The organism is Ponticaulis koreensis DSM 19734, assembly GCF_000420665.1.
Taxonomy (GTDB): Bacteria; Pseudomonadota; Alphaproteobacteria; order Caulobacterales; family Hyphomonadaceae; genus Ponticaulis; species Ponticaulis koreensis.
In genome coordinates this window covers 307,239-332,785 of sequence record NZ_ATVJ01000001.1, presented here as the reverse complement: position 1 = coordinate 332,785, position 25,547 = coordinate 307,239, and the positions used below count along the sequence as shown (strand labels likewise).

The window sequence follows — 25,547 nt, the reverse complement described above, 5'->3', positions numbered from 1 at the left end:
ACTGGTGCTCCGGTTAAGAGGACATATGAAATTTCGACGTGAGCCGGTTATGCGGTTAGTCCACGGGCTTTAGCGATGGCCTCACAGGCTGACTGTTTATCCGTGAGCATGACCATGATGAACATGTCGTCGGCGTCGGTTCCGGTCACCAGAATTTCTGATTCTGATGTTACGTCTTCCACGCGCAAAATGTGGTCGATCTCAAGGCTTGAGTGCATGTCGCCGTCGTTTCGGATTGCAAAAAGACGCTGGTTTGTGACTCCGTATGCGATAGGAAATCGCTCCACACCATCATTAGTATCTCGGAGCCGTTGTATGAGGGAATAAATGACGGCGAGGCTGATCGGCACGCAGAGTGCCAGAACGATGATACTACCTGATAGCCGGATTATCTCGTCCCGCTGCACATAGATGGGAATGGCTGAAACGAGCTGTACCGAGATAACCAGACAGGTGAATAAGCCAAGCACACGGTACAGAACACCACCTGCGACATCTCTGAACTGTTGCCAGCGGATACGGGCAGGATGCACCATTTCGCTCCAGAGAAGTGTCTCTCCATCCCGCAGAACCGTGTGGAGTAAGACGTCTTTGCCTACAGTCACGGGGATGTCGTTCCGTCAGTCTGCCGTTTTGCCGCGATTACCCAGGCGATTTTGTAGTGCACGTCCTGCGGCGCAGCGACACTGGACAATCGCAAAAAGCGTCCCGGCTTATGAGTATTCTTGTAATAGTCGGGTGAGCGAATGACGATGTCGCCGACCTCGTTTCTCTCGTTCAGCTCGAGCGAAGAATTCGGGCCAATCAGATACTGAAACGCGTTCCCCCAAATGACCAGCATCGGGATGTAGGCGATCGCGCGATTGGTCGTCACAAAGTACCAGGTGTTCCGAAACTGGCCGCGGACGATGAAAAACAGGCTGATGGCGGCGATGGGAATCACAACGCCAAAGCTTCCGAGCACAACCGGCAGGCTTTCCGGATCATCCAAAATCAACGGAATCTGCATAAGCAGGGCGATCAGAGCGCAGACTATCATGATGATGATCGGCGCTTTTTTGATGCGCGTGGGCTGGCCGGACCAGATAAGCTGCTCTTCGGGCAGCATCATGCCCTGAAGCAGCTTTACCGCCTTTACGGGTAGCTCGTTTTCGGCGCCGTCAGTGACTGTGTGTTCTGGCATCTGACCCCCGCCGCTTAAACGCCTGTTCCGCGTTTAGTGGAAACGCAAAACGGGCGATATGCAAGCAGAAGATGGCCGCTCAGATGTGGTCGCGCAGCCAGTCTGTATCGCGTGCCATGAAGCAGCGAATAGCAAACTCGGCATCGGCATGGCCGACGCCCTGGCGGTCACCTGTCGCAGCATTGGCTCCACCATCGCTGATCATGTTCCAGCTGATATGGTAGCTGCCATCCGTCTTCGGGAGCAGAGTGATCCAGCTCTCTGTTGTCTGGTCGGTCACGCCAAGAACAGGCGGGCAGGCCTCGCCCTGAATACCGCCGGAGGCTTCGAATTTCTGAAGGTGCGGCGGCCAGTCATACTCGTTCAGAAGTGAGATAGCCGGGCTCGCCGATTCAACCGGCTGGTCAACGACATTGTTATAGTCGAGATCCTGTATCCACAGTGAGAAAGTCATGTTTCGTCCCCTTTTTGTCCTCACATTGGAGCGGCCATCAACGCTTGTTCATCAGCGTGTTGAGGTGGTCGGCCGCCGTTTCGACATTCGCGATGTTCATCAGCCTGCGCGGCATCAGAAAGTTCCAATGCCCGCGATACTTGCGGAACATATGAACCAGCTGAGGTCGCCTCAGCTTGATGCTGCCGCGCGTCCCGTTTGCAGAAACCTTCACGAACTGAATCTCTTCTGGCGGCATGGTTCGGCAGAGTGAAGGCGGAAATGTGTTCATAATAAGTAAGCGCTCACTTGTTATTGCGTAAGCAAAGCTGAACGATTGGAGGAAGGCGAAAGCGGGCATGCCAAAAGCAGCCAGCGTGATCACTGTCGCCCAGATGTAGTAGACGAATGAAAACGGGTTGGTTTCACGGAAGATGTCGAACATCAGATGCGAGGGCATATAAAAGACAGCGAGGTAAACCACTGCGGCACCTATGGCGGCGTAGATCGCGTAGAAAATCTGAAGATCGAGTGTCGCGCGACAGCCCTCATCGGTCCAGCGCACGGTTTCGCCGGGCTTTAGTTTCTTCTGTAGCTTCCGGTTCAGCTTCCGGCTGGCAAATTCTGCGTTCATTCCTTGTCCCCCAAATCGGAAAACAGGCTAGAGCGGGCAGACGACCTTGGAAAGCGCGACGCTGTAAAAACTGAACTAATTTAGCACCTCACTTGACTGTAGCGGGCTCTCATGAATTTCTGACTTTGAGCCTTAAGTTGAAAACGGGGCTGATAGGGAGGACTCCATGAATATAAAACGATCTGCTGCAGGCATAACTAGCTTGTGCGGTGCGCTGTTTGCGCTTGCCGCGTGTCAGACAACGGCGCCGTCCGTGCCGCTCACGCTAAGTGCTGCACCATGCACGCCACCACCGGTAGACCGTTGTGTGCGCGGCGAAGATTGCGGCGCGCTGGTTGTTGAGCAGGGACCAGCCATGAATCCGGAAACGGAACGCAATTACTATCTGGATTACTCATGTGATCTGCGCGAGGGCGATCCGGTCACAATCGTTCTGAACCTTCATGGCGGCGGATCATACGGAAACTGGCAGCGTCACTACTTCCCGATTTTGGATCATATCGACGACTATAATCTGATTGTCGCTACGCCCAATTCGCCAATCCAGTTCTGGCGCGAAACAGATGATGCCCATCTGGAAGGTATCGTCACAAACCTGATCGATGAGATTGGCGCGGAGAATATCAATTCATTCTGGATGGCTGGTCACTCTCAGGGTGGGATGACGTCACGTCGTCTGATCTGTACCGACTTTTATGCTGATAAGGTCGACGGTTTTCTGAGCTTGTCAGGCGGCCGTGTCAGTCGATCTCAGCTATCGCCAAATTTCTATCGTCCGGGTCCGGATGATACAGGTCCGCGCCCGCCGCGTGAGCCGCGCGTGCTTCCGCCAGAGGAGTTTCCAATCTGTGAGTTCAGCCATATCAATACGAATGGCGAGCTGGAGATTGTTGAACTGCCAGACACGTCCGAGTGGGCAGATCGTCTTGGTTGTGATGCGCGCATTCGCGAGGATGACGTAATCGATACAGAGCCTGGCTATGTGTATGACGGATCAGCTCAGCGCGTACCGAACCCTGTATGGGGTCTGTTGCCGCGTGGCGGCACATCTGAAGTTTTTGTGTATCCGAACTGTGATGGTGGTCGCATTGTGGCGGACGTTATCCGGCTTGATAAAGGACATACTGAAGGACTTGAGCCAGAAGTCACGCGAACCATTGTCGAACTGATGATGAGTGCTGAAGGCGGAAAGATTGCGTCGTCTGCGCAGTAATTTTAACAGGACTAAATCAGAAGGGCGCCTCGGTTGGTGCCCTTTTTTGTTGCCCATGTCTCAAGCGCAGCGCATGCTTAACGTAAGAGAAGGGAAACACGATGCGCAATCTGATCATTATTGCTTCAGGACTGCTCATTGCGGCCTGCGTAACCGAAGTACCGGTTGCGGAGCGTCCGCAGGTTGAGGCCACTGAAGCCTTTGTTGCAGCGAATGCTGACATCTGCCGGGACGCAGGCGGTGACTATGTCCGCGACGGTATGCGCGGCTGGTATCAATGCGTGTATTCGTATCCGGATGCCGGTGAGCCGTGCTTTGACAGTTCAGAGTGTGAGGGCCAGTGCCGTGCAGATATTGCGGGGAGTAACATGCTGCCGGAAGGCTCTATGACGGGTACGTGCCAGATGACGACCAGCCCGTTCGGGTGCTGCGCGACCGTTGAGAATGGGCAGGTAGGCGCTACGCTCTGCGTTGATTAGATAAAGAAAATTCGGGGAGGATGTTATGACAGGATTTGAAGCTGTCGGGCTTTATATCGGCCTCATTATCATCTTGATGTTTGTGCTGAAGGGAAATGTCGGCCGTGTACGCGTGGCCGAAAAAGTGAGCCTTGGCGATGGTGGTAGTGACCGTATGCTGCGGGCCATTCGCGCGCAGGGCAATGCGATCGAGGATGTGCCGATTGTGCTTGTCGGCTGGCTTGCGCTCGCCGCTTTGTCTGCGCCGGTCTGGCTGATCCATATGCTGGGGATCGCCTTTATCCTTGGGCGCGTTCTCCACGCCATGGGTATCAGCCTGGTCAAAGGGCTTGAATGGGGCCGTTCTGCCGGAACGTTTCTGACCGCGCTTGTTATGCTGGCTACAGCGGTGGGCTGTATCTGGTATGCGATTGGCTAAAGCGATGTCTATGCCGCCGCAGCGGGATATGCGTGCATGGGTCCAGTCTGGCTATGGAGGTGTTGAACGGCTTGAGCTGCTGACGGTGCCGCGCCCCTCACCTGGAAAAGGCGAGGTTCGGGTTCGGGTTTCAACCTGTGGAGTGAACCTGTCTGACTGGGAGTTTTTGACCGGAAGCCCGTTTTATGCGCGACTGGCTGGGGGCTTTGTTCGGCCGTGGCGCAGCGTTCTCGGGTCTGACATCGTCGGTGAGATCGACGCTCTGGGGGAGGGTGTTGAGGGTTGGAAAACTGGCGAAAGGGTCATGGGCGATTTTGTTATGACGCGTGGCGGTTTTGCTGAATATGCCATTGTTAAAGCAGCTTATTGCAACCGCGTGCCATTAGAATTGTCTGACGAGGTGGCGGCCGCCCTGCCTCAGTCGGGCGGGATAGCTCTCGCGGGCGTGGCTGGTGCCGAAAACGGTGTGCGTTTTCTCATCAATGGTGCAGGCGGAGGTGCCGGGCCAATAGCTCTGCATCTGGCCAAAGCACGAGGCGCGATCGTGACGTGCGTGGATCGAGGTGACAAGCTGGATTATCTCACTCACCTCGGCGCTGATCAGGTGATTGACTACGAGACGACGGATTTCGCAGGAACGGGACAGAAATGGGATCTGATTCTGGATCTGGTGGCGACGCGCTCAGCGCAGACAGTTGCCAGGGCGCTTGCGGAGAGTGGTCGCTATCAGGCCGTAGGCGGTTCAGTCTCTACTCTGCTTAGCCTGATGGGAGGTTCCTTCTTTTATAGGGCTGGAGGGCGGCAGATTGGCGTTCTCGCAGTTCCTTCGAGCGCCGATGTAACTGCTGACATCGCGCGCCGCGCTGTTTCCGGGGAGTTAAAGCCTTTGCTCGATGACGTGTTCCCATTGGAGCGTTGTGATGAGGCGATAGCAAAGGTTGGTGCCGGTGCCGCGCGCGGGAAGGTGGTCGTGAAGGTATGAGTTCTGGAGTGCACGGGCGATGTCATTGCTCAGCGACGAAAGTTGTTTGCTGGCGCCCGAAAGAACCTTGTAACTGCGTTTGGCGTCTTCACGTAAGACAAAGAAAAAGCGCAGACCGTGACGCCTGCGCTTTTATTCTAATCAATTTATATGACGTATCACAGAATGGATTGTTTGGTCGATGCGACGTCTTTCATGAATGCCTCAAGGCCGGCATCTGTCAGCGGATGCTTGAAGAGCTGGTGAATGACTTTTGGCGGAATGGTCGCAACATCAGCGCCCATTTTTGCAGCTTCCATCAGGTGAATCGGGTTGCGGATAGACGCGACCAGAACCTCTGTGTGGATGTCCGGATACATGGAGTAGACCTGACAAATGTCAGAGATCAGGCCCATGCCGTCCTGCGCGATGTCATCAAGACGGCCAACGAATGGTGAGATGTATGTCGCGCCAGCCTTTGCCGCCAGAAGCGCCTGCGCAGAAGAGAAGCACAGCGTGACGTTCGTTTTGATGCCTTCCTGGCTCAGCGCGTAGCAGGCTTTGATGCCGTCAAATGTAAGCGGCAGCTTCACTACGAGATTGTCAGCGATCTCTGCGAGCTTCTTGCCTTCTGCAATCATGTCAGCGGCAACAGTCGTTGTGACCTCGCCGGAAACAGGACCCGGAACCAGTGCGCAGATTTCTTTCAGAACTTCGAGAATGTTGCGGCCAGATTTTGCGATCAGCGACGGGTTGGTCGTGACGCCGTCCAGAAGGCCGGTTTCCAGAAGGGCTTTGATTTCGTCAATTTCAGCTGTGTCGACAAAGAATTTCATCTGAGTGCCCCTGTATTGGCAGGTGGGATTTGCCCCTCTTTACGGAGAATGGGCGTCTGGCGAAAGCCTTTTCTGATGGCGACTGGCTGCAATCAGGCGGTTTTGGGCTTGAGTTCGATCCATATCTGCTCTGACTGCGCAAGGCATGTGCCGTTGGCGCGGTAGATCGCTGTGCCTGCACCATGTTTGCGTCCGTCATGAAAGTTCAGCCAGCCGGTAACGGTGAGTGTCTCACCCGCTTTCGGGCGCTCGTGTATCTGCGCCGTCATCTGGCCAAGCACCATCGGATTCTTCTGATTACCAATCGCAAAGGCGCCCGGGCAATCAAGCGCGGCCCAGAGAAATTCATCACAGACGCGGCCTTCCTCATCGCAGAAGTTGTCGTCCGGCATCCAGAGGTCACCAACGCCATCATAGCCTTCAAGCCGGCCGGTGAAGAGGCAGAGTCCGTCGCCCCGTTCGCGCAGCGGCCCGCAGACGAAACACGCCGGAAAGACATGGTCTTCAACTGAGTTGAAGGTTTCAGGGCCTTTCGCGGCAAGGCTTTGAGCTGGGGCCTGAGGCGCGGCGCTCAGAGGATCGGCCGGGCGGGCTTTGATGACGAGCGTCTCGCCGAGCATGGCATCGAGGCCGTCATCTGACGTCGTAACGCTCAGCGGCGTATCGAGCGGCGGCGGCGCACGCAGCTGGACGAGCACAGCGCCGGAGGTCTGCATCTTTTTGGCCAGCAGTCCACCTGAATAACCGCCATTTCCAGACCCTGGTGGTCCATTGAAACGGCTGCCAACCGTGATTGTATCTGTCATGCCTACTCTTCTGTGCTTTCCACAACTCCAATGATTGGCCCCATGCGGAGGCCTTGTTCATTGCGTGATAGCTCAGGTGCATAAACGCGTGAGATCGTGCCGTCGAGGTATAGCGCGTTGGGCGCGCCCAGATGATCTCGGAACACGCGGGCAAAGGTGTAAAAGTTCACGAACGTGTCCGAGATTACAAAAACGACTTCGCCGGCCTCTTCATTGACGCCGACCCCATTGCGGCGTTTGAGCGACGTGCCCGCCGGATTGAGCGAGGGGTGATATTCGCCATCAATGACCAGCATGGGACCTGATTGGGTGGCGTAAATCGCTTCGGGCGCAAGCGTGCGGTAGGCGAGGCTTTCCAGCACGTGCGCGCCGGACGCGTCTATATAGAAAACGCCATTCGGCAGCATGCCGAAATTGCCCGGCCCTTCGCGCGTCATCAGCTGTTGGGCCTGTTCGCTATCCTCAATGTAAAGGCCGACCGGCGTGCGATCCTCGTGATACATGCCGCCATTCATCGCAAAGACGAGAGTCTCACCATCTGTATTGAGTGTCTCCTCCAGCAGTTCAAAATGGCCGAACGCTTCGCCATCGGGCGCGGTGAGGAACAGGCGCATGTCCGCGCTCTGATCAAACCGGCAAATGACGAAAGGCGCGTTATAAACGGTTTCACGTGCGCAATGGGATGGCGTGTCCTCCGCGCAGGCCGCAACAGGCGTGAGCGCAAGAGCAAGGCAGAGTGAATTAAGTGTATGATGTGTCATGTAATCGAGCGTCCGTGGAAGAGCGGACTAGCCCTAATCAGGATGGGCGTCTTCCCTAGCCTTTTGATCGGCCTGTTGTAGTGGTGAAAGTGTGGTTTTGATCAGGTTAGCAAGTTTTTGCGGTTCGCTAACGCCAATTAGATCTTTTGGGATGTGCGCACACATCCAGCATAGGCTGTAGCCAGTACCGTGGGCAGCGATATTCCAATCGGTAGTTCGCTTTCCTATTCCGCCTAGTCCGAGCATGTGAGCGCAAGCATTATAACCGTTCCCGTTTTGCCGAGGCTGTTTGGCAATATGAAAGACGGATTCATCCAACGACCGGAAAGGGATCGGTAGTCTCTTCCGAGGAAGGTATTCACGATCAAAACGCGCTTGTTCGTAAGAGCATAGTGGTAGAAGAAACTTCGAGGAATTCCGATGAGGCTAAGAAAGCCGACAATGGCGATATAATGTAGCGGAATCAGGACCACTGCGTATTGCAGGAAATCAATGAACTCTACTTTTAGGTAAGTCTCGAATAGCATCCGTTCACCGAAATAAGTTACGGGCCAACAGAAAATGCCGAACAAAACACACAAAGCTATTCGCCCCCAATGAGCGCGCACCTGCCTTTGACGCCAGATGATCGTCTCATCGTCTCGCAGGTACTTATCAAAGGGCCAGGTGTCGGGACGTGTCATTCGGTCAGCAGGCCCAGCTCACGCTGCAGCTTTTTCGTCAGGCCGCGCCCGACAATCGTATAGCTGTCGCGGATATAGCTGAGGAGCTCCTCGTCTGACATGGTCTCGTCGGTTGTGCGCTGGATCCAGCTCATGCCGCGTGAGGCCAGATGCGGCGCACCCTGAAGGCCGGGCTGTTCTTTCAGGATATCAAAGCCCATGCGGGAAATTTTGAATGAGCAGCGGCTGAGTTTGTTGTCAGCGTCTGCGCCGCCAATCGCGAAAACCTTGCCGCCAATTTTCCAGACATGAGAGCCGCCCCATTGCACGACATGCGTGGTGTGAGGAAGGCTGCCGCAGAAGGCGTTATACTCATCCAGTTTCATAGGGGATTCCTAGCATGCCTCGAATTTTTTCGGAACATTGAGAGGGGGCTTTCCGTTAGTTTGTTGAAGAGGCGCGATGAACGTGCCCGCCAATTGAAAGGAGAGACACCCATGGCTCTTGCAACACTGAGAGACGTATATATCGACCAGCTTCAGGACATTTACAGCGCGAACAATCAGGCCGAAAAAGCCACGCGCAAGCTGGCGGAACACGCAACAGATCCGAACCTGAAACAGGCGCTGAATGACGGCGTAAAAGGTATTCAGGACGGTAAGGAAATCGTCGCGGATATTCTGAAAAGCTATAATGCCGACCCGAAGGGCGAGTTCTGCAAAGGCATGGAAGGTCTCGTAAAAGAGGCAAAAGCCCACGGCATTGAAGCGGACTTCGAAAACAGCGAAGTGCAGGACGCCGTGATTATCACTCAGTACCAGCGCATGGCGCACTATGCGATGGCCGGTTACGGCTCAAGTGCAGCCTTTGCTCGCCGCCTTGGTAAGCAGAATGAGGCCCGTGCCCTTTATAAGTGTCTTGATGACACCATGGGTGGCGACAAGCGCATGACCATGATCGCCGAAACAGGCGTAAATGAGAAAGCTGCTGCGTAACGCCAGCACCCCATAAGACGTGAAGTCTTTCAAAAGCCCCGGATGAGTTCGCTCCTCCGGGGTTTTTGCTATGCGCTATATGCAAAATGAAAACCCCGGCTCTGTGGGCAAACAGAGCCGGGGTAAGGGCACTCTACTCAAGGGTCCGGCGAAATATTGGGGCTCGCCGGAGGGTGCAGTCAGCCGGAGGTTCGTCAGGCTGCCGCAGTCTCTGAAATCGGTTGATCCAGACGATCCTTCATCTCGTGCGGAACGATCTGCCAGAAGTGTGGCAGCTCTGTTTCCCACTGGTCGAGAATGGTCATGGCGCGGCGGGAGTCTGTGCGCTTCAGATGGTTCTGGATCATCTTCTTGAGAACGCCTTCCCAGTGAGAAGACTGAACACGATACCAGCCGACAGAATCCGGGTTCACAACGTTTTCGAAGTTGTTGTCCGGATCGTAGATGAAGGCCATGCCGCCAGACATACCCGCGCCGAAGTTGTCGCCAACTTCACCGAGGATCGCGACTTTACCGCCCGTCATATACTCACAGCCGTTAGAGCCGCAGCCTTCGATGACCGCTGTTGCGCCGGAGTTACGAACCGCGAAACGTTCTGCCGCCTGACCTGCTGCAAAGAGGTTGCCCGAGGTCGCACCGTAAAGGCAGGTATTGCCGATAATGGTGTTCGTCGCAGCCTCTGTCGCGAGGTGGGAGAACGGCTTCAGAATGATGGTCGCGCCGGACAGGCCCTTACCGACATAGTCGTTGGAGTCGCCGGTGACTTCGAGGGTGAGGCCTTTGACAGCGAATGCGCCAAGAGACTGACCCGCAGAGCCACGAAGCGAGATCCAGAGGCGGTTAGCCGGGATCGCATCATTGCCGAACTGGCGAACGATTTCCGAAGACGCACGCGTGCCGATGGCGCGCATTACGTTTTTCACGCCGTAAGCCAGCTGCATTTTTTCGCCACGCTCGAAGAATGGCTGCGCGTCACGCAGGATCTGGTGATCGAGCGTTTCGGCAACTTCGTTGCGGTGGTTCGGCTTGTAGCTGATCGGCTTGTCCTGCTCGACTTTGACCAGAAGCGGGTTCAGGTCGAGGTCATCAAGGTGAGCCGCGCCGCGAGACACCTGAGACAGGAGGTCTGTACGGCCGATCACTTCATCAAGGCTTGTGAAGCCGAGGTCGGCGAGGATTTCACGGACTTCTTCAGCGATGAAGCTCATCAGGTTCACAACCTTGTCCGGCGTTCCGGTGAACTTCTCGCGGAGGTCGTCGCGCTGTGTACATACGCCGACAGGGCAGGTGTTGGAGTGACACTGGCGAACCATGATGCAGCCCATCGCGACGAGCGAGAGTGTACCAATGCCGTATTCCTCAGCGCCCAGCATAGCCGCCATGACAATGTCACGGCCTGTGCGCAGGCCACCATCTGTACGCAGGGTAACCTGATCGCGCAGATTGTTCAGTGACAGAACCTGGTGAGCTTCAGCCAGACCCATCTCCCATGGCAGACCTGCGAATTTGATCGACGTCTGAGGGGAGGCACCCGTGCCGCCATTATTTCCAGCGATCAGGATGACGTCCGCTTTCGCTTTCGCTACGCCTGCCGCAATTGTGCCGACGCCCGAACGGGCCACCAGCTTCACGCAGACACGTGCGATCGGGTTGATTTGCTTCAGGTCGTAAATGAGCTGGGCAAGGTCCTCGATCGAGTAAATGTCGTGGTGCGGCGGAGGCGAGATCAGTGTTACGCCCGGTGTAGAATTCCGGAAACGTGCAATCATCTCGGTGACTTTGAAGCCCGGAAGCTGGCCACCTTCACCCGGTTTAGCGCCCTGAGCGACTTTAATCTCGATCTCGCGGCACTGGTTCAGGTATTCAGCGGTCACGCCGAAGCGACCGGACGCAACCTGCTTCACTGCAGAGTTCGGGTTGTCACCGTTCGGAAGCGGTTTGTAGCGGTCGCGGTCCTCGCCGCCTTCACCGGAAACCGACTTCGCGCCGATACGGTTCATGGCGATGTTGAGCGCGCCGTGTGCTTCCGGAGAGAGCGCACCAAGCGACATGCCCGGCGTCAGGAAGCGCTTGCGGATTTCGTTGATGGACTGAACCTCGTCGAGCGGAACAGAGCGTTCTGCTGGTTTGAAGTCCAGAAGGTCACGAAGCTGGATCGGGTCCTGATCGCGCAGCGCCTGAGAAAATGTCTTATAGCGGGCGTAAGAGCCTGTGTCGCACGCAGATTGGAGCTGGTGGATCAGCTTGCCATCAAGCGCGTGACGCTCGCCATTGCGACGGATGCGGTAGAAACCACCAATTGGCAGGGAGATGACGTCTTCATCATATGCCTTGTTGTGGATTTCGATGGCTTTCTTCTCAAGACCGCCGAGGCCAATACCTGAGATACGGCTTGTCATGCCCGGGAAGTATTCAGCGACGAGCGAACGGGAAAGGCCCAGCGCTTCGAAGTTGTAACCGCCACGATATGACGAGATGACCGAGATACCCATTTTTGAGAGGATCTTCAGAAGGCCGCCTTCAATCGCATTCTTCTGACGGCGCACACACTCGTTAAGAGACAGGTCGCCGAACAGACCTTTGGCGTGGCGTTCTGCGATACAATCCTGCGCAAGGTAAGCGTTGACACATGTTGCGCCACAGCCGACGAGCACTGCGAAATAGTGCGTGTCGAGACACTCGGCCGAACGGACCGTGATCGAGCAGAAAGAGCGCAGACCTTGCTTTACAAGGTGAGACTGAACCGCGCTGGCTGCGAGGATCATTGGCGCTGCGATCTTGTCCTGACCCTGAAATTCGTCGGTAAGGACGATGTGCTCATGGCCGGAACGCACAGCGTCTTCAGCTTCCTGTTGGATGCGATCGAGGCAGGCACGCAGGCTGTCACCAGTGTAGGCATTTGCCAGTGGCGGCGCGAATGTACAGTCGATCTCGCAGACGCGGTCGCCCATCATCTCGCGGAAGCGCTTATACATACCGTTCGACAGAACCGGGCTTTCCAGAACGAACACATCGGTTTGTGTCGCGTCGGAGGCCAGAATGTTGCCGAGGTTTTTGAAGCGTGTTTTCAGGGACATCACGCGATCTTCCCGAAGCGGGTCGATTGGCGGGTTTGTCACCTGAGAGAAGTTCTGGCGGAAGAAATGAGACAGCGGACGATACGTGTCGGAAATGACCGCTGGAGGCGCGTCATCACCCATTGAGCCGATAGCTTCTTTGCCATCTTCGACCATAGGCGCGAGGATGAGCTCCATGTCTTCCATGGTGAAGCCGGCAGCGAGCTTACGACGGCGCAGTTCGTCCGCGCCATAGGCTACAGGTTCTTCACCCGGGCCGATCATAGGCTCGAGTTCTTTGACGTTTTCAAGCCATTCCAGATACGGGTGCTTGGCTGCGAGCTTGGAGACGATCTCTTTGTGCTCGTAGAATTTGTGCTCTTCAATGTCGGCAGCAATCATGCCGCCCGGACGCACACGGCCCTTCTTGACGATTTCTTCTTCGTCGAGCGGGCACATGCCAGATTCAGAGCCGACAGCCAGAATGTTGTCACGGGTGAGGGCGTAACGCATCGGGCGCAGACCGTTACGGTCAAGGCCGGCAATCGCCCAGCGGCCGTCAAACGCTGCAATCGCAGCAGGGCCATCCCAAGGCTCCATCACGGAGTTAGCGTAAGAATAGAGCGCTGCATGCTCGTCAGCCATGACGCTGTCACGCTTCGACCAGGCTTCCGGCATGAGAAGCGCTTTCGCCATCGGCGCAGAGCGGCCAGCCTTAACCAGCATTTCGAAGACAGCATCGAGAGAGGCGGAGTCAGACGCGCCGGCCGAGATGACCGGCTTCAGGTCGTTCTCGTGACCTTCAAACGCATCCGCAACCATGCGGATTTCGTGTGATTTCATCCAGTTCTCGTTGCCGCGAACCGTGTTGATCTCACCATTGTGCGCGAGCATGCGGAATGGCTGGGCCAGCCACCATTGCGGGAAGGTGTTGGTGGAGTAGCGCTGGTGATAAATACAGACAGCAGAAACAAAACGTTCGTCTTTGAGGTCTGGATAGAAGTTGTCGATGTCTTCGGCGAGGAACATTCCTTTATAGATCAGGTTCCGCTGAGACAGAGAGCAGACATAGAAGCTCGGGATAGCGGCTTCTCGCGCGCGGCGTTCAATCCGACGACGGCAGATGTAAAGCGCACGCTCCAGATCGGCGCGTGAACGGTCCTGCGCGTCATAGAAGAGGACCTGCTCAATTTCCGGACGTGTGTCATTCGCCTTCTGACCGATAATGCTTGGGTCGATAGGCGGCTGACGCCAGCCGTAAATGTAGAAACCGTATTTCAGGATTTCTGCTTCCACGATTGTACGGGCAGCTTCCTGAGCAGAAAGGTCTGTACGTGGCAGGAAGATCTGGCCAACGCAGATTGGCGCGCGGCTTGGGTTGTGGCCCGTGCGTGCGACCTGCTCTTTGAAGAAGTCCTGAGGCACGTCCACGCGGATACCCGCGCCGTCACCTGTTTTGCCGTCTGCGTCGACAGCGCCGCGGTGATAGACCGCTTTGAGAGCGCGAACGCCTTTTTCAACGATTTCACGACGCGGCTGGCCGTCCAGCGCAACAATGAGGCCTACACCGCAGGCATCGCTTTCATCGCGCGGGTCATAAGCATGAGCGTCGATCAGCTTCTGGCGGTTTTCGAGATAAGTTTCGGTCGAGTTTGTCAAATCAGTCTCCGCCGTCGGTCGTCGTGTTAAACATTGCCATGGTTTCTTCACCCGTGAGACGCGGATGGTCGCCTGTAAACGCGTAATAGGCTGGCTTTTCGTCTATAAAAATTTCGTGCTTCATGGCGATTCCGTCTGGTAGATCGAGCGACCCGCTCGAAATCGACCAGAAGTCCGGATTGTCCTTGAGGCGATAAAACAGGCTGGAGCCGCATTTGGAGCAGAAGCCACGCTGCGCCCATTCAGAGCTATTATACCAGCTGAGTGTTTGGTCTTTTTCGAAGACCAGACCGCCTTCAGACAGAATCGCTGTGACCGCCGCCGCTCCGTTCCAGCGCTGACACATTTTGCAATGGCAGGCATCGACGTGGTCGATCGCGCTTTCGACTCGGAATGAGACGTCGCCGCAAAGGCATTGTCCGTGAATGGGCTCGCTCATGTCTTTATTCCGCAGCCGCGACCGGACGTTCCTTCGCGCGGGCGAGAAGGAATTCATGCATGGCTTCGGCAGCGTCCCGGCCTTCTTTGACGGCCCAGACGACGAGCGATGCACCGCGGACAATGTCGCCGACAGCAAATACGCCATCCATGCTTGTCATCATGGTGGAGTAATCGACGCGGACAGCGCCCCAACGGTTCACTGTAAGCTGGTTCTCGTTGAAGAGGATTGGCAGGTCTTCCGGATCAAAGCCGAGTGCCTGAATCACCATGTCTGCTTCGAGGTCGAAGTCAGAGCCCGGGATTTCTTCAGGTGACTGACGACCGGATGCGTCTGGGAGCCCGAGGCGCATGCGAACCGCGCGAACCGCTGATGCTTTGCCACCATTGTCGATGATTGCCTTAGGCGCGGCCAGCCACTCAAAGATGACGCCTTCTTCTTCCGCGTTTGCGACTTCACGCTGGGAGCCCGGCATGTTTTCGCGGTTACGACGGTAGAGACATGTCACAGAGCTTGCGCCCTGACGGATCGCTGTGCGTACGCAGTCCATCGCTGTGTCACCGCCACCAATGACGACGACTTTCTTGCCTTTGGCGTTCAGCTTGCCGCTGTCATAATCCGGAACAGCATCACCAAGGTTCTGCTTGTTGGATGTCGTCAGGTACTCAAGCGCTGGGAAGACGCCTTCGGCGCCAGCGCCCGGTGCGTTGAGAGACTTGGCTTTGTAAACGCCGGTCGCGATCAGAACGGAGTTGTGCCTGGCGCGCAGGTCCTGGAAGGAAATATCTTCGCCGATATTGCAGTTCAGCACGAACTCGACGCCGGATGCTTCCAGATAGTCAGCGCGGCGCTGGACAACGTCTTTTTCAAGCTTGAAGCCCGGAATACCGTAAACCAGAAGGCCGCCAACGCGGTCATAACGGTCATAGACGGTGACCCTATAGCCTTTGCGGCGTAGCTGTTCAGCCGCAGCAAGGCCGCCCGGACCCGCACCGATAATGCCAACACTTTGAGCACGCTCGCGCGGCGGTGTGATCGGTTTGATCCAGCCGTTTTCCCAGGCTGTGTCGGTGATGTATTTCTCAACGGCGCCGATTGTGATTGCGCCATGACCGGATTGCTCGGTCGTGCAACTGCCTTCACACAGGCGGTCCTGCGGGCAAATGCGGCCACAGATTTCCGGCATGTTGTTCGTTGCAGACGAGACTTGATAGGCTTCTTCAAGGCGGCCGTTTGCTGTGAGCATCAGCCAGTCCGGAATATTGTTTCCGAGCGGGCAGTGTTCCTGACAGAATGGCACGCCGCATTGTGAACAGCGACCAGACTGTTCTTCGGCTTTAGCTTCGATGAACTCACGATAGATTTCGTGGAAATCATCCGACCGGTCTTCAGCGCTCCGTTTAACCGGGCGCTCCTGCTCGGTCGAAACGAATTTGAGCATTCGTGTCGACATGGGCTTCTCCTGAATTTGGCCGAAACATATCTCTGGGAAATGGCCTTAGCAAGCGAAGAATCGGCATCAGATATCAATATGATACTTATATAGAGGGAATATCGCGCGTTTCAGGAATTGCAACTGGTTCGCATGGGATTAATATATATCAAAATGATTTTAATCTAAAAATTTGGACGATCAGCTAGTCGATTCTGCAGAAGTCCGATATGCCGGAACGGGCCGGAAACGTGGGACGGGACGCACGCTATGTCGCTAATGCAGATCATACTTATATCACTTCTGCAGGGAATTACCGAGTGGCTGCCGATTTCCTCGTCGGGACACGTGCTTCTGGCCTCAAGTTATTTCGGTTTTGGCGCGCATGATGAACTTCTGATCAACGCGATGGCGCATCTGGGAACATTTTTCGCGGTGCTTCTCTATTTCTGGAAGGATGTAGGCCGGGCAATTGGTGGTGGGTTCGACCTGATTGGCGCTGCTGCCACCCGTAAGGCGCTCTCTTCAAATGCGCGCCATGCCATGCTCATTCTTCTGTCCATGCCGATCACTCTGGCCGTTGTTGGCGGGTTCGAGGTGCTGGCAGGTGACGAGCTTAAAGATGGTCTTCGCGGGCCGCTCACAGTCGCGGCAACAACGCTGGTCTTTGGTATCGCGCTCTGGTGGGCTGATACGCGCGGCGGGAATGAAAAGTCCATGGATGAAATGGGCGTGATGCAAGCTGTGCTCATCGGCGCGACGCAGGCGATTGCCGCGCTTCTTCCTGGCACGAGCCGGTCCGGCATTACCATGACGGCAGCGCGCTGGTTTGGTTACAAGCGTACAGAGGCTGCGCGGTTCTCAATGCTGATCGGTGCGCCGATACTTGCGGCGACCGGCGCTTATGCAGTGCTGGAGCTGCTCACCGCAGAAACAACGGGCGCAGCAAACCTGACGGATGGTCTGATCGTGGCGGCGCTTTCATTCCTCTCGGGTATCTTCTCCATCTGGGCGCTGATGAAGCTGCTTGAGAAGATGAGCTTCCTGCCTTTTGTGGTTTATCGTGTCGCACTCGCTATTGTGCTCGTTCTGTCCTCTCCGCTCGCATTTGGCTGGATCAGCTAGCGACTGGTGCTTGTCCGGACAAAAACTGACAGCTTGATTTTATCGAAAAACGATAGTATTGCTTTTCGATAAATGCTGGAGGGTTCAATGGACGCGACGATCGTGCGCATGGCGCACTGGAAAATCGACATCAAAATCGTCAACGGCAATGACATGCACATTTTGCAGTGGCGTCGTCATATGTCCCATGATGAAGTTCTGCTTGATGGCAAAGTGCAGCAGATCAGTCGTGGCATGTGGGGACGTGAGACGATTTACGGTCTTGTTTTTGGCCGTGATGAAGAAGGCAATGGCGGTACACGTGTTATGTTCGTCATCGACCCAAGCCAGGATATGAACAACGCATCCTACTGGCTGGAAGGGCAGGCCCCGCCGAAAGGTGTTCGCCTTGAAACGGCTGAACAGATACTTCTTGCTTTCGGTTCGCTGGATGAGCGTGCTTATGACCGGCCGGCTGATTTCGCCGAATGGGCGAAGCAGAAAATGGGCATTAAGTGGTAGGCCATCAGGGCTAAAATGACCGAAATTTCAGGTGTCCGGACACGTTTTTTCTGGCATCCAGACGTGAGTTCGTTTCTCTTTTACGTGAATTACTGGTCCGCTGAGTGCGTGACTGAATGGTCGTGAACCCGAAAGGCAGTGCGCTATGCGTGAAGAAAAAAAGAGTGAAAGTCTCGAGGTAAGGCTCTCTTACTCGCAGAAAATCGCTTTCATGGAAGCATGCAAAAAAGAAGGCCTCACCGCGAGTGAAGCTCTGCGCGCTGGCATTGAGGGTTTCCTCGACGAGCACGACCGGCAGTCACAACGCCAATTCCAGATGAAGGACGTTGTGACCCTTATGAAGCGTAATCTTAGAAAGTCGCTGGCAACTGCCGGCGCAGTCGCGGCCAGCAGCGCGATGTTGCTCGCTATGCCATCAGCAGCTTCTGACGAAGCCTTTGAGCGGCTTGACCGAAACTCCGACGGTGTTCTCACCGCGGGCGAAATTTCCGCTAATGACAGCGCTGTCTTTGAAATCCTCGACACGAATGGTGATGGCCAGATTTCGGCTGACGAGTTCAATTCCGAAGCTGTCGTCACGGGCGTGAATGATAATGTCTTTATCAGCGACGAAGGCGAGGAAGTCCGTGTCATTACGGTGAACCGGACCGAGCTGGGTTCGCTTGAAGATGGTGAGATTGAAGTTCGCGAGCATCGCTGGGTCGAAAATGTCGACGTAGATATGTCTGACGAAGAGATCCAGGAGATCATCGAGCGGACGATGGAGCGCCTGTCCGAAATCGAAGAGATGAACATCGAGGCGCACATCTCACGCGCGCAGGCGATGGAACTTGCTGACCGCGAGCATATCCGCATTGAAATTGCGCGTGCACGTGATGAAGCGCGCGCCGCTGTGCGTGAGGCGGCTCGTGCCGTAATCGTCGTTCAGGAGATTGATACCGACGAGATCGCACGCATTGCCGAACTTGAAGGCGTAGAGATTGATCTCTCAGGTCTTGAGGAGCTGCAGGCTCTGCTGGATGAAGAAGGCCTGGCTGGCATTATTGATCTGGAAGAGCTGGAGCGCGATCTCGATATCGAGCTTGATGGCGAGGCGCGGGTTATCATCCATCGTGAGCGCGTCGAGCATGGCGATCACGCTGAACATGAAGCGCATGAGCCGGAGCTCGAAGGTGAGATGGAAGAAGAGCCAATGCGGGAATACTAAGTTCCGCACCGTTCACGGATAAGAAAAAGGCGCCCCCCAGAGGCGCCTTTTTTGTTGTTTGCTTAGTCGTGAAGCTTGGCTTCCATAGAAATCTCGGTTCCTGCCAGGGCCTTCGATACAGGGCAGCCGGATTTTGCTGTGTTCGCGAGCTTCATGAACTCGTCATTATCGATGCCAGGGACGCGTGCCGAAAGCTGTAAATGGCTTTTGGTGATTTCGAAGCCGCCACCATCTGCCGGTTCGACCGACACATTGGCTGTGGTTTCCAGCATATCTGCCGGGTGGCCTGCTTCGGCCAGCATGTGCGAGAGCTGCATGGTGAAACAGCCTGCATGGGCCGCGCCAATCAGCTCTTCCGGATTGGTTACGGTCTTGCCGTCTTCGTCTTCGAAGCGGCCTTTGAACGAGTAAGGTGAGTTGGTGAGGACGCCTGACTGCGTTGACACTGTGCCGCTGCCGTCTTTAAGCGAACCACTCCATTTAGCTGTGCCTGTGCGTTTCATTAAGGGCCTCCATTCTGTCTGAACCTACTGAAGACAGAACGGGTGGGGCCCCTCACTTGTTCCTGAAAAGCTTAAGCGTCTTTGACTTCGTGGAACTGGCCCTGCGGGCGGAAACGCCAGAGGTAAGTCGGAACGATGGTCTCAATGCTCTCAAGCTCAGTCACACCAAGGTCTGCCAGCGTGCCGATATTCTCTTCGCCGCTAATGCCGACCACATTGTCAGTTTTCAGCATTTCGACCTGATCGCCAGTGATTGGCGGCGCAGGGAATGGCCAGATGCTGAAAATCGTACCTGTGATGAGACCGATTGGCTTGGCGAGAAAGAATGGCAACGGCGCAAGCAGACGCGGGCGGTCGATCTCTTTGGTGATGTATTCAAGGATTTCCTTGAATGTGTAGACAGCCGGGCCGCCGATTTCGAAGGTGCGGCCGTTCGCGGCGTCAGACTGAAGTGCTTTGACAACAGCATCGGCAACATCGCCAACGAAGATTGGCTGGAATTTGGTTTCGCCGCCACCGATCAGCGGAAGGGCCGGTGTGAAGCGGGCCATGCTGGCAAAACGGTTGAAGAAGTCATCTTCTGGGCCGAAAATAATGCTTGGGCGTACGATTGCCGCGCTTGGCATATACTGGCGTACGTCAGCTTCGGCTTCAGCCTTTGTGCGGGCGTATTCGGCTTCGCTTTCAGCATCGGCGCCGATGGCAGAGAGCTGGACGAAGTTTGTAATGCCGGCTTCAGCTGCAAGCTCAGCAACGTTTTTCGCGCCAAGGCCTTGCGTACCTTCAAATGTCTGCTGGCCACGCTCGAACAGAATGCCAACAAGGTTGATGACGCCGGACGCACCTTCAAGAGCACGCTGGATGCTCGGGCGGTTGCGGACATTGGCCTGAACGATCTGGACCTGGCCGACATCACCTGCGAGGCGCTGATCACCTGCCAGATGCGGCTTGCGAACCGCGACGCGAACGCGGTAACCGGCGCGGCACAGATTGCGCACAACATAGCGACCGAGAAAACCTGACCCGCCGAATACCGTGATCAATTCACCTGACATGCTGATGCGCTCCGCACTGAAGAGATTTTTGTTGAAGGCTGTAGACCAAAATTTGTCACGAATGTCTATCCGAAGATGACCTTCTCATCGGATGAAAAGCCCCATTAAGCGCTTCAAACTGTCTCAGTGCCAGATGGCCACATTCTAAGAAGGGGTAATTGCGCGTAGATATTGCAACTCCCCAGACACTTATGGAGTTCAGCATGCGCCCGGAATGGTTCGATCTCGCTCAGAAGCCCGTACCTCGCTATACCAGTTATCCGACTGCCGCGCAGTTTGAGGATAATCCGGATGCGGACGCTGTTTCGAGCTGGATTGCCGGTATCGGGCCAAGTGAACCGATCTCTGTTTATGTGCATGTGCCGTTCTGCGAACAGCTTTGCTGGTATTGCGGCTGCCATACCACGGTTCCGAACGGCTATACCCGTATCGGGCGCTTCGTTGATGTTCTTCTGAAAGAGATTGAACTCTGGAAGGCGAAGCTGCCGCAGCATGGGGGCGGTGTGCATCTTCATTTTGGTGGCGGCACGCCTAACGCGCTGAACCCTAAAGACATGCTGCGCGTACTCGACTCGCTGCGCGATGCCTTCTGCATTGATGATGATGCCGAAATCTCGATCGAGCTGGATCCACGGACGCTGAACCCGGAAATGATCCAGTCACTGGCAGCAGGCGGTGTCACGCGTGCCAGCCTTGGCGTACAGGACTTTAACCGCACGGTTCAGGAAGCGATCAATCGCATCCAGCCCTTCCTTCTGGTGAAGGGGGCTGTTGAGGCGCTGCGTGGTGCCGATATTACGGCTATCAATTTTGACCTTCTCTACGGCCTGCCGCACCAGACAGCTGAGAGCGTTGCGCATTCTGCAGAAATGGCTGCCAGCCTGAAGCCGGACCGCATCTCTGCGTTTGGATATGCCCATGTGCCATGGTTTGCAAAACACCAGCGCGCAATCGATGAGAAAACTCTTCCGGACACCAAAGCCCGCTTTGACCAGTTTGAAGCTCTGTCTGAAACGCTGGTGGATTTCGGCTATGTGCAGATTGGTCTTGATCACTTCGCACGTGAAGAAGACGCACTTGCTGGCGCGCTGAAAATAGGCGCGCTGCACCGCAACTTTCAGGGCTACACAACGGATTCCTGCCGGACGCTCATCGCGCTCGGTCCGTCAGGCATTTCGGAGTTCCCAGGCGGCTTTGTTCAGAACGCAAAAGACATTCGTGACTATTCCGAGAGCGTGATGGCGGGTGATATTCCGCATCGCCGCGGCGTACGACGTACCGATGAAGACCGCCTGCGCAGCGCAGTGATCGAGCGTCTAATGTGCGACATGCAAGTCGACGTGGCTAAGGTCTGTCAGCGATTCGATGTGCCACTTTCTCATTTCGCAGACGCGTTTGAACTTTTGCGCGGGCTGGAGCGTCTGGGCATTTGTGATGTCACAGGCAGCGTCGTTCAGGTGCCTGTGGAAGCGCGCGTTCTGTTGCGCAGCGTGGCTCAGTGTTTTGACGCCTATTCTTCGCCCAATGCTGTGCCTGCAAACCGCCACGCAAAAGCAGTTTAGCGACTAGCTCACAGATCTGTTCAGCTGAGGCGCTGACAAATCTCTCGAATTACAGTGTGATCAACTCCGTGAATCAGGAGTTGGCTTTTGGAAAGCGAGTTAAAGCAGCGTCTCGGGCATGCAATCAGGTCGCGTGATCTTGCTGAGGTTTCAGCTGTCAGGGCGCGACTGGAAGACCTGGAGCCGGACAGCCTTCATACGTTTCGTGCCCTGGCCTGGGAGGCGCAGCTTCAGGGCAGGTGGGAGGGCGCGATGAATGCCTGGCTCGCTGCACATACTCGAAAACCTGCTAATCCGGCTCCTTTGCTCGGCTTGCTACGAGCAGCAATGAAGGCTGGCGCGCCGGAGCGGTTTTTTGACGTTTATCATGCCCTTTCGGTCTCACTACGTTTCACCCTATTGCGTGAGCTAACGACCAACCGGATTATTTTTATCGAGAACGAGGTCGTGCGCGACTTTTTTAATTATGCGAATGAGGCACCGCATGATTGTCCGCTTCTGACGCTTTGGGTAGCTGACCATTTTGGTATTGCGGCCGCGGAAGAAAATTCAGGCGTATACGATGTGTATCTGAGCCGTCTCGGTGAGGCACTGACACCGGATATGCTGGTAGCTTTAGCGCAGATAATGATCCGGTTTCGGGAATGGCATGCAGCCGAAAGGCTAATGCGTAAATGGCTGGCGTCGGATGCTGCGCAGCAGGATGACAGAAATCTGGCTGCCGAGTTTGCAGTAGGCATGTCAGGGCTCGTCCCGGAATATCTGGCGACGAGAGCAACTCTTTCATCCGAACTGGGAGACGTCAGCGACAAACGCGTCAGGATTATTGATACGGGTGCAATCCATTATCAGAATTCCCACCATTATAACTCTTTGCAGCATATGCTCGCATATCTGAAGGAGACAGGGTTTGCGCTAGATGAGGTTGGTGTCCTGACTTCTTTGGAAAGTCGGCCGGTTGAAGGGCTCGGCGTTGCTCAGAGCAATGCGCTGACATTTCGGACGTATGCCGGAGTGCCGCACGGAAATAGCCTTGGTCGCTTTCCGAACCGAAAGAATAAATGGCTAAGGCAGGATCTCGACCGGCTTGATGTTGAGAATGTCGATCTGATCGTATTCAAGACTGTTACGCCTAACATGCTGAAGGCTGTCTATAACTGGCTGGCCGAACAGGATGGGCAGCGGTCGTTCAGTGTTATCATCGATCTTCTGCCTGTAGCATACGCACCGCGCGAGCTTAATCGGGAAGCCAATGCGCGGATGGCTGAGCTGGTGCTTCAGCCCTTCGATAAACTTGCCGAACTACGAACGATCAATGTGCTTATGCATTCTGAGTTCAGTGCAGTTTCCGAGCAACTCAGTGAACGTGATCCGCGCGGGCAGGTGTTCAAAAAAGCGGTCTATCCTGTAGCGTCGACGGCGCGTGCTCACCGGCGCCCGCGGGGCGTTGAAGACGGGCCACGTAAAATTCGCGTCGGCATGATGGGCGCGACTCGCGAAGATAAAGGCTATGGCGTGCTGCCCGACCTTATATCGCTGGCGGATGATAGCAATTTTCCGGTCGAATGGCGGTTGCAGTTCGATAAGGTTCAGGCGCGCGATTTTCGTGACCAGCCCTTTATGCAGGCTGACATCGACAGGCTGGAGCAGGATCCCAATGTCACGATCCGCTCCGGCTTTGCGACGCAGGATGAATACTATCGCGCTTTTGCCGGATTAGACGTTGTGTTGCTGCCCTATAGTGACCGGTATCAGTCTTCGTCATCCGGTATCATCATCGAGGCCATCGAGTTGAATGTTCTGCCCGTGGTGCCGCGCGGCAGTACGATGGAGCAGATAGCGAACGTCGCCAACGCGCCTCACATCGCGATTGATGAGGTTTCCGCAGAAGCCATCTTCGCGGCGCTCAAGCAATACTTCATCGATGCCGAAGACTTGCTTGCGATGTGGGAAACGTCTGATCTGTCAGCATACTATGTCGAGACGCCTATGACCGAATTTCTTCAGCGCGAAGGGCTTATCTCGACCGACTAGGCGTTCAGAAGTCGCTGGACGCGAGGTGGAATATCCCGGTCAGGGATCAGTTTCAGGCCCGTCCTTTGGCATAATTCGGCGTAAACCGGAGAGTTCGCGAAGGCGAGAATGTCACCGTCTGACAATGCACCCCAACGTGTCGGGCGCGGCGCCATTTCCTTGCCAAAGCGTCCGCTCTGGCCGGTATAGTGCTGGCGATCATCCATCGGGCCGCCGAAATCACCCTCAGCTTCAGACATGCCGGCATAATCAAACACGGCGCGTTTGAACTTACCGGGCCGCACGCAGGCGTCATGGTAATTCAGGTTCAGATCGCCTTTGAATTCGTCGAGGGCTTTTACCTGAAGGTCGAGGAATTCATCGACACTCGCACCTTCGAGCCAGTTTTTCAGCTTCATGCTTGTCCAGACTTCCAGCGGGTCGCGGAAAGTGTAGATGCGCTTAATGTTGAAATGCGGCAGCAGAACTTCAGTCAGCCGGCTCTCTGATCGGCGGTTGACGATAATGTCCCGATGATAATGGTCGCGCACGAAGAGGACGCGGTTTTCGCGCTTACAGATGTTTTGAATGGCGCGGATTTCTTCGACGAAAACATTGTCGAACGCGGCCTGATCCTCGGGCGTGTCGAGGCCATAGGATTTGCGAAACTGGAAGATCGGGTTGAACACCTGCGGCAGGTGCCGGTCCGGATGGATTTCACTCAGAACGACTGCGCGATCAATGCCGCCGATAATGCGTGACAGCACCGTGCCGCCGGAACACGCAAAATGGTGAAGAGTGTAGATCGTGTCCAAGAGAGCCCCCCGAATTGATTTGGATCGGGAGGAAACTTCATCCGGTGGCGCTCTCAAGTCAACGCAGGAAGCGGCGATTTCGCCGCTTCCCTGTTTCTGCGTCAGCTCGCCAGTTCGCCGGCGGTTTCCAGAACCACATTTACTGGCGGACGGTTCTGGTAGCCTTCCTCACGGAGCATGGCGAGTACTTCGCCTTCCGGGGAGAGGAAGATGATGGCTGGATGCGGTATGCCGTCATATCGGCTGCCTGCCGGAACTTCGGTGTTGCGAAGGTGGAACGCGTTGATCATCGCTGAATCCTTGTCGGAGAGCAGCGTGTACGGGATTTCATTGTTGCCCGCATAATCAGCAAGTGTTTCAGGATCATCATACGTGATGAGGTTGAGATCCCAGCCGAGCTCCGCCAGCGGTGCAGCAGCATCTTTCAGATCGATCGCCTGGCGTTGGCAGAATGGGCACCAGTCCAGCGAGCGGGAAAAGACGATGACCGCACCTGCTTCACCAGAAAGGTTTGCCAGCGTTTGCGCCTCGCCCGCTGTAGACAGCGCGGTGAAGTCGGCAAAATTGTCGCCCACGGCTGGGCCGACATGCATCATCATCTGGTCTTCGTCGGCCATCGGGGCTTGGTCAGCCATCGCCTGTTGTGCGAGGGCTGCTGGGGCGGAAGCCGCGATCAGAGATGCGGCGAGGAATGTGCGGATCATGTGAAAACTCCGGTGTGTCTGGAGCCCTGATCCTAGGTGATGCCAGCCTCAGGCGCGAATAAACTCACGCTGACGAGTAATGACAGAGGTGTGAG

Annotated in this window: 25 protein-coding genes; 10 read left to right on the top strand and 15 right to left on the bottom strand. The window is 55.6% G+C overall.

Annotated elements, in window-relative coordinates; translation table 11 throughout:
- Positions 1–47 precede the first annotated feature (47 nt).
- From G523_RS17480 to G523_RS0101755, 4 genes are all read right to left on the bottom strand, one after another.
- Positions 48–605, bottom strand: a complete 558-nt coding sequence (locus G523_RS17480) for a hypothetical protein (RefSeq protein ID WP_022693299.1) — start codon at positions 603–605, stop codon at positions 48–50.
- The gene (locus tag G523_RS0101765; RefSeq protein WP_022693298.1) at positions 602–1,183 is read right to left on the bottom strand and encodes a hypothetical protein; all 582 of its coding nucleotides are present in this window, start codon (positions 1,181–1,183) and stop codon (positions 602–604) included. The genes G523_RS17480 and G523_RS0101765 overlap by 4 nt, the downstream gene beginning before the upstream one ends.
- A gap of 79 nt (positions 1,184–1,262) precedes the next feature.
- Positions 1,263–1,637 carry a hypothetical protein gene (locus G523_RS0101760; RefSeq protein WP_022693297.1) on the bottom strand — a complete coding sequence of 125 codons (375 nt, stop codon included), beginning with the start codon at positions 1,635–1,637 and terminating at the stop codon, positions 1,263–1,265.
- A 37-nt stretch (positions 1,638–1,674) separates the two neighbouring features.
- On the bottom strand, positions 1,675–2,250 hold the full coding sequence (locus G523_RS0101755; RefSeq protein ID WP_022693296.1) for a hypothetical protein: 576 nt from the start codon (positions 2,248–2,250) through the stop codon (positions 1,675–1,677).
- Positions 2,251–2,416: 166 nt separating this feature from the next.
- On the opposite strand from G523_RS0101755, the gene G523_RS0101750 reads away from it, so the two are divergent.
- From G523_RS0101750 to G523_RS0101735, 4 genes are all read left to right on the top strand, one after another.
- The gene (locus tag G523_RS0101750) at positions 2,417–3,463 is read left to right on the top strand and encodes an alpha/beta fold hydrolase (protein ID WP_155802558.1); all 1,047 of its coding nucleotides are present in this window, start codon (positions 2,417–2,419) and stop codon (positions 3,461–3,463) included.
- A 101-nt stretch (positions 3,464–3,564) separates the two neighbouring features.
- Positions 3,565–3,942, top strand: coding sequence for a hypothetical protein (locus G523_RS17475; RefSeq protein ID WP_022693294.1), 378 nt, complete (start codon positions 3,565–3,567; stop codon positions 3,940–3,942).
- Between the two features lie 25 nt (positions 3,943–3,967).
- Positions 3,968–4,360 (top strand): MAPEG family protein, encoded by a 393-nt coding sequence (locus G523_RS0101740; protein WP_022693293.1) that lies wholly within the window; start codon positions 3,968–3,970, stop codon positions 4,358–4,360.
- Between the two features lie 4 nt (positions 4,361–4,364).
- Positions 4,365–5,342: a quinone oxidoreductase family protein gene (locus G523_RS0101735; protein WP_022693292.1), complete on the top strand. Its 978-nt coding sequence runs from the start codon at positions 4,365–4,367 to the stop codon at positions 5,340–5,342.
- A 158-nt stretch (positions 5,343–5,500) separates the two neighbouring features.
- Here the strand turns inward: G523_RS0101735 and fsa are convergent, their stop codons facing one another.
- The 4 genes from fsa to G523_RS0101705 form a co-directional block, all read right to left on the bottom strand.
- On the bottom strand, positions 5,501–6,157 hold the full coding sequence (fsa, locus tag G523_RS0101730; RefSeq protein WP_022693291.1) for a fructose-6-phosphate aldolase: 657 nt from the start codon (positions 6,155–6,157) through the stop codon (positions 5,501–5,503).
- A 92-nt stretch (positions 6,158–6,249) separates the two neighbouring features.
- Positions 6,250–6,963, bottom strand: a complete 714-nt coding sequence (locus G523_RS0101725; protein ID WP_022693290.1) for a hypothetical protein — start codon at positions 6,961–6,963, stop codon at positions 6,250–6,252.
- A 2-nt stretch (positions 6,964–6,965) separates the two neighbouring features.
- Positions 6,966–7,724, bottom strand: a complete 759-nt coding sequence (locus tag G523_RS0101720) for a phosphodiester glycosidase family protein (protein ID WP_022693289.1) — start codon at positions 7,722–7,724, stop codon at positions 6,966–6,968.
- Between the two features lie 679 nt (positions 7,725–8,403).
- Positions 8,404–8,772, bottom strand: a complete 369-nt coding sequence (locus tag G523_RS0101705) for an MmcQ/YjbR family DNA-binding protein (protein WP_022693286.1) — start codon at positions 8,770–8,772, stop codon at positions 8,404–8,406.
- A 111-nt stretch (positions 8,773–8,883) separates the two neighbouring features.
- On the opposite strand from G523_RS0101705, the gene G523_RS0101700 reads away from it, so the two are divergent.
- Positions 8,884–9,381 (top strand): YciE/YciF ferroxidase family protein, encoded by a 498-nt coding sequence (locus tag G523_RS0101700; protein ID WP_022693285.1) that lies wholly within the window; start codon positions 8,884–8,886, stop codon positions 9,379–9,381.
- A 194-nt stretch (positions 9,382–9,575) separates the two neighbouring features.
- On the opposite strand, the gene gltB is transcribed toward G523_RS0101700, so the two are convergent.
- The 3 genes from gltB to G523_RS0101685 are packed head-to-tail and all read right to left on the bottom strand — an operon-like array spanning position 9,576 to position 15,988.
- Entirely contained in the window at positions 9,576–14,096 is a 4,521-nt protein-coding gene (gltB, locus tag G523_RS0101695; protein WP_022693284.1) for a glutamate synthase large subunit, read from the bottom strand.
- A 1-nt stretch (position 14,097) separates the two neighbouring features.
- Positions 14,098–14,535, bottom strand: coding sequence for a GFA family protein (locus G523_RS0101690; protein WP_022693283.1), 438 nt, complete (start codon positions 14,533–14,535; stop codon positions 14,098–14,100).
- Between the two features lie 4 nt (positions 14,536–14,539).
- Positions 14,540–15,988, bottom strand: coding sequence for an NAD(P)-dependent oxidoreductase (locus G523_RS0101685; protein WP_027441364.1), 1,449 nt, complete (start codon positions 15,986–15,988; stop codon positions 14,540–14,542).
- 249 nt (positions 15,989–16,237) lie between these two features.
- Here G523_RS0101685 and G523_RS0101680 point away from each other — a divergent pair, with 249 nt between their 5' ends.
- The 3 genes from G523_RS0101680 (at position 16,238) to G523_RS19980 (ending at position 18,800) form a co-directional block, all read left to right on the top strand.
- Positions 16,238–17,092 (top strand): undecaprenyl-diphosphate phosphatase, encoded by an 855-nt coding sequence (locus tag G523_RS0101680; protein WP_022693281.1) that lies wholly within the window; start codon positions 16,238–16,240, stop codon positions 17,090–17,092.
- Between the two features lie 87 nt (positions 17,093–17,179).
- Positions 17,180–17,593 (top strand): hypothetical protein, encoded by a 414-nt coding sequence (locus G523_RS0101675; RefSeq protein WP_022693280.1) that lies wholly within the window; start codon positions 17,180–17,182, stop codon positions 17,591–17,593.
- Positions 17,594–17,738: 145 nt separating this feature from the next.
- A complete protein-coding gene (locus G523_RS19980; RefSeq protein ID WP_022693279.1) occupies positions 17,739–18,800 on the top strand; it encodes a hypothetical protein in 1,062 nt (353 codons plus the stop codon).
- Between the two features lie 62 nt (positions 18,801–18,862).
- Here the strand turns inward: G523_RS19980 and G523_RS0101665 are convergent, their stop codons facing one another.
- Together G523_RS0101665 and G523_RS0101660 are read right to left on the bottom strand one after the other, a co-directional pair.
- Positions 18,863–19,303, bottom strand: a complete 441-nt coding sequence (locus G523_RS0101665; protein ID WP_022693278.1) for an OsmC family protein — start codon at positions 19,301–19,303, stop codon at positions 18,863–18,865.
- Between the two features lie 71 nt (positions 19,304–19,374).
- Complete coding sequence (locus G523_RS0101660; RefSeq protein WP_022693277.1) at positions 19,375–20,358, bottom strand: complex I NDUFA9 subunit family protein; 984 nt, start codon at positions 20,356–20,358, stop codon at positions 19,375–19,377.
- A gap of 158 nt (positions 20,359–20,516) precedes the next feature.
- Between G523_RS0101660 and hemN the strand changes: the two genes are divergently transcribed.
- Positions 20,517–21,920 (top strand): oxygen-independent coproporphyrinogen III oxidase, encoded by a 1,404-nt coding sequence (gene hemN, locus G523_RS0101655; protein ID WP_233347248.1) that lies wholly within the window; start codon positions 20,517–20,519, stop codon positions 21,918–21,920.
- 87 nt (positions 21,921–22,007) lie between these two features.
- Complete coding sequence (locus tag G523_RS0101650; RefSeq protein ID WP_022693275.1) at positions 22,008–23,954, top strand: glycosyltransferase family protein; 1,947 nt, start codon at positions 22,008–22,010, stop codon at positions 23,952–23,954.
- Here the strand turns inward: G523_RS0101650 and G523_RS0101645 are convergent.
- Positions 23,951–24,748, bottom strand: coding sequence for a hypothetical protein (locus G523_RS0101645; protein WP_022693274.1), 798 nt, complete (start codon positions 24,746–24,748; stop codon positions 23,951–23,953). The genes G523_RS0101650 and G523_RS0101645 overlap by 4 nt on opposite strands.
- A 101-nt stretch (positions 24,749–24,849) precedes the next feature.
- On the bottom strand, positions 24,850–25,452 hold the full coding sequence (locus tag G523_RS0101640; protein ID WP_022693273.1) for a peroxiredoxin family protein: 603 nt from the start codon (positions 25,450–25,452) through the stop codon (positions 24,850–24,852).
- Positions 25,453–25,547 lie beyond the last annotated feature (95 nt).

Coding starts and splice junctions, on each gene's coding strand:
- G523_RS0101765 (WP_022693298.1), bottom strand. CDS start 1,183: ATGCCAGAACACACAGTCACTGACGGCGCCGAAAACGAGCTACCCGTA.
- G523_RS0101760 (WP_022693297.1), bottom strand. CDS start 1,637: ATGACTTTCTCACTGTGGATACAGGATCTCGACTATAACAATGTCGTT.
- G523_RS0101755 (WP_022693296.1), bottom strand. CDS start 2,250: ATGAACGCAGAATTTGCCAGCCGGAAGCTGAACCGGAAGCTACAGAAG.
- G523_RS0101750 (WP_155802558.1), top strand. CDS start 2,417: ATGAATATAAAACGATCTGCTGCAGGCATAACTAGCTTGTGCGGTGCG.
- G523_RS17475 (WP_022693294.1), top strand. CDS start 3,565: ATGCGCAATCTGATCATTATTGCTTCAGGACTGCTCATTGCGGCCTGC.
- G523_RS0101740 (WP_022693293.1), top strand. CDS start 3,968: ATGACAGGATTTGAAGCTGTCGGGCTTTATATCGGCCTCATTATCATC.
- G523_RS0101735 (WP_022693292.1), top strand. CDS start 4,365: ATGTCTATGCCGCCGCAGCGGGATATGCGTGCATGGGTCCAGTCTGGC.
- fsa (WP_022693291.1), bottom strand. CDS start 6,157: ATGAAATTCTTTGTCGACACAGCTGAAATTGACGAAATCAAAGCCCTT.
- G523_RS0101725 (WP_022693290.1), bottom strand. CDS start 6,963: ATGACAGATACAATCACGGTTGGCAGCCGTTTCAATGGACCACCAGGG.
- G523_RS0101720 (WP_022693289.1), bottom strand. CDS start 7,724: ATGACACATCATACACTTAATTCACTCTGCCTTGCTCTTGCGCTCACG.
- G523_RS0101705 (WP_022693286.1), bottom strand. CDS start 8,772: ATGAAACTGGATGAGTATAACGCCTTCTGCGGCAGCCTTCCTCACACC.
- G523_RS0101700 (WP_022693285.1), top strand. CDS start 8,884: ATGGCTCTTGCAACACTGAGAGACGTATATATCGACCAGCTTCAGGAC.
- G523_RS0101690 (WP_022693283.1), bottom strand. CDS start 14,535: ATGAGCGAGCCCATTCACGGACAATGCCTTTGCGGCGACGTCTCATTC.
- G523_RS0101685 (WP_027441364.1), bottom strand. CDS start 15,988: ATGTCGACACGAATGCTCAAATTCGTTTCGACCGAGCAGGAGCGCCCG.
- G523_RS0101680 (WP_022693281.1), top strand. CDS start 16,238: ATGTCGCTAATGCAGATCATACTTATATCACTTCTGCAGGGAATTACC.
- G523_RS0101675 (WP_022693280.1), top strand. CDS start 17,180: ATGGACGCGACGATCGTGCGCATGGCGCACTGGAAAATCGACATCAAA.
- G523_RS19980 (WP_022693279.1), top strand. CDS start 17,739: ATGCGTGAAGAAAAAAAGAGTGAAAGTCTCGAGGTAAGGCTCTCTTAC.
- G523_RS0101665 (WP_022693278.1), bottom strand. CDS start 19,303: ATGAAACGCACAGGCACAGCTAAATGGAGTGGTTCGCTTAAAGACGGC.
- G523_RS0101660 (WP_022693277.1), bottom strand. CDS start 20,358: ATGTCAGGTGAATTGATCACGGTATTCGGCGGGTCAGGTTTTCTCGGT.
- G523_RS0101640 (WP_022693273.1), bottom strand. CDS start 25,452: ATGATCCGCACATTCCTCGCCGCATCTCTGATCGCGGCTTCCGCCCCA.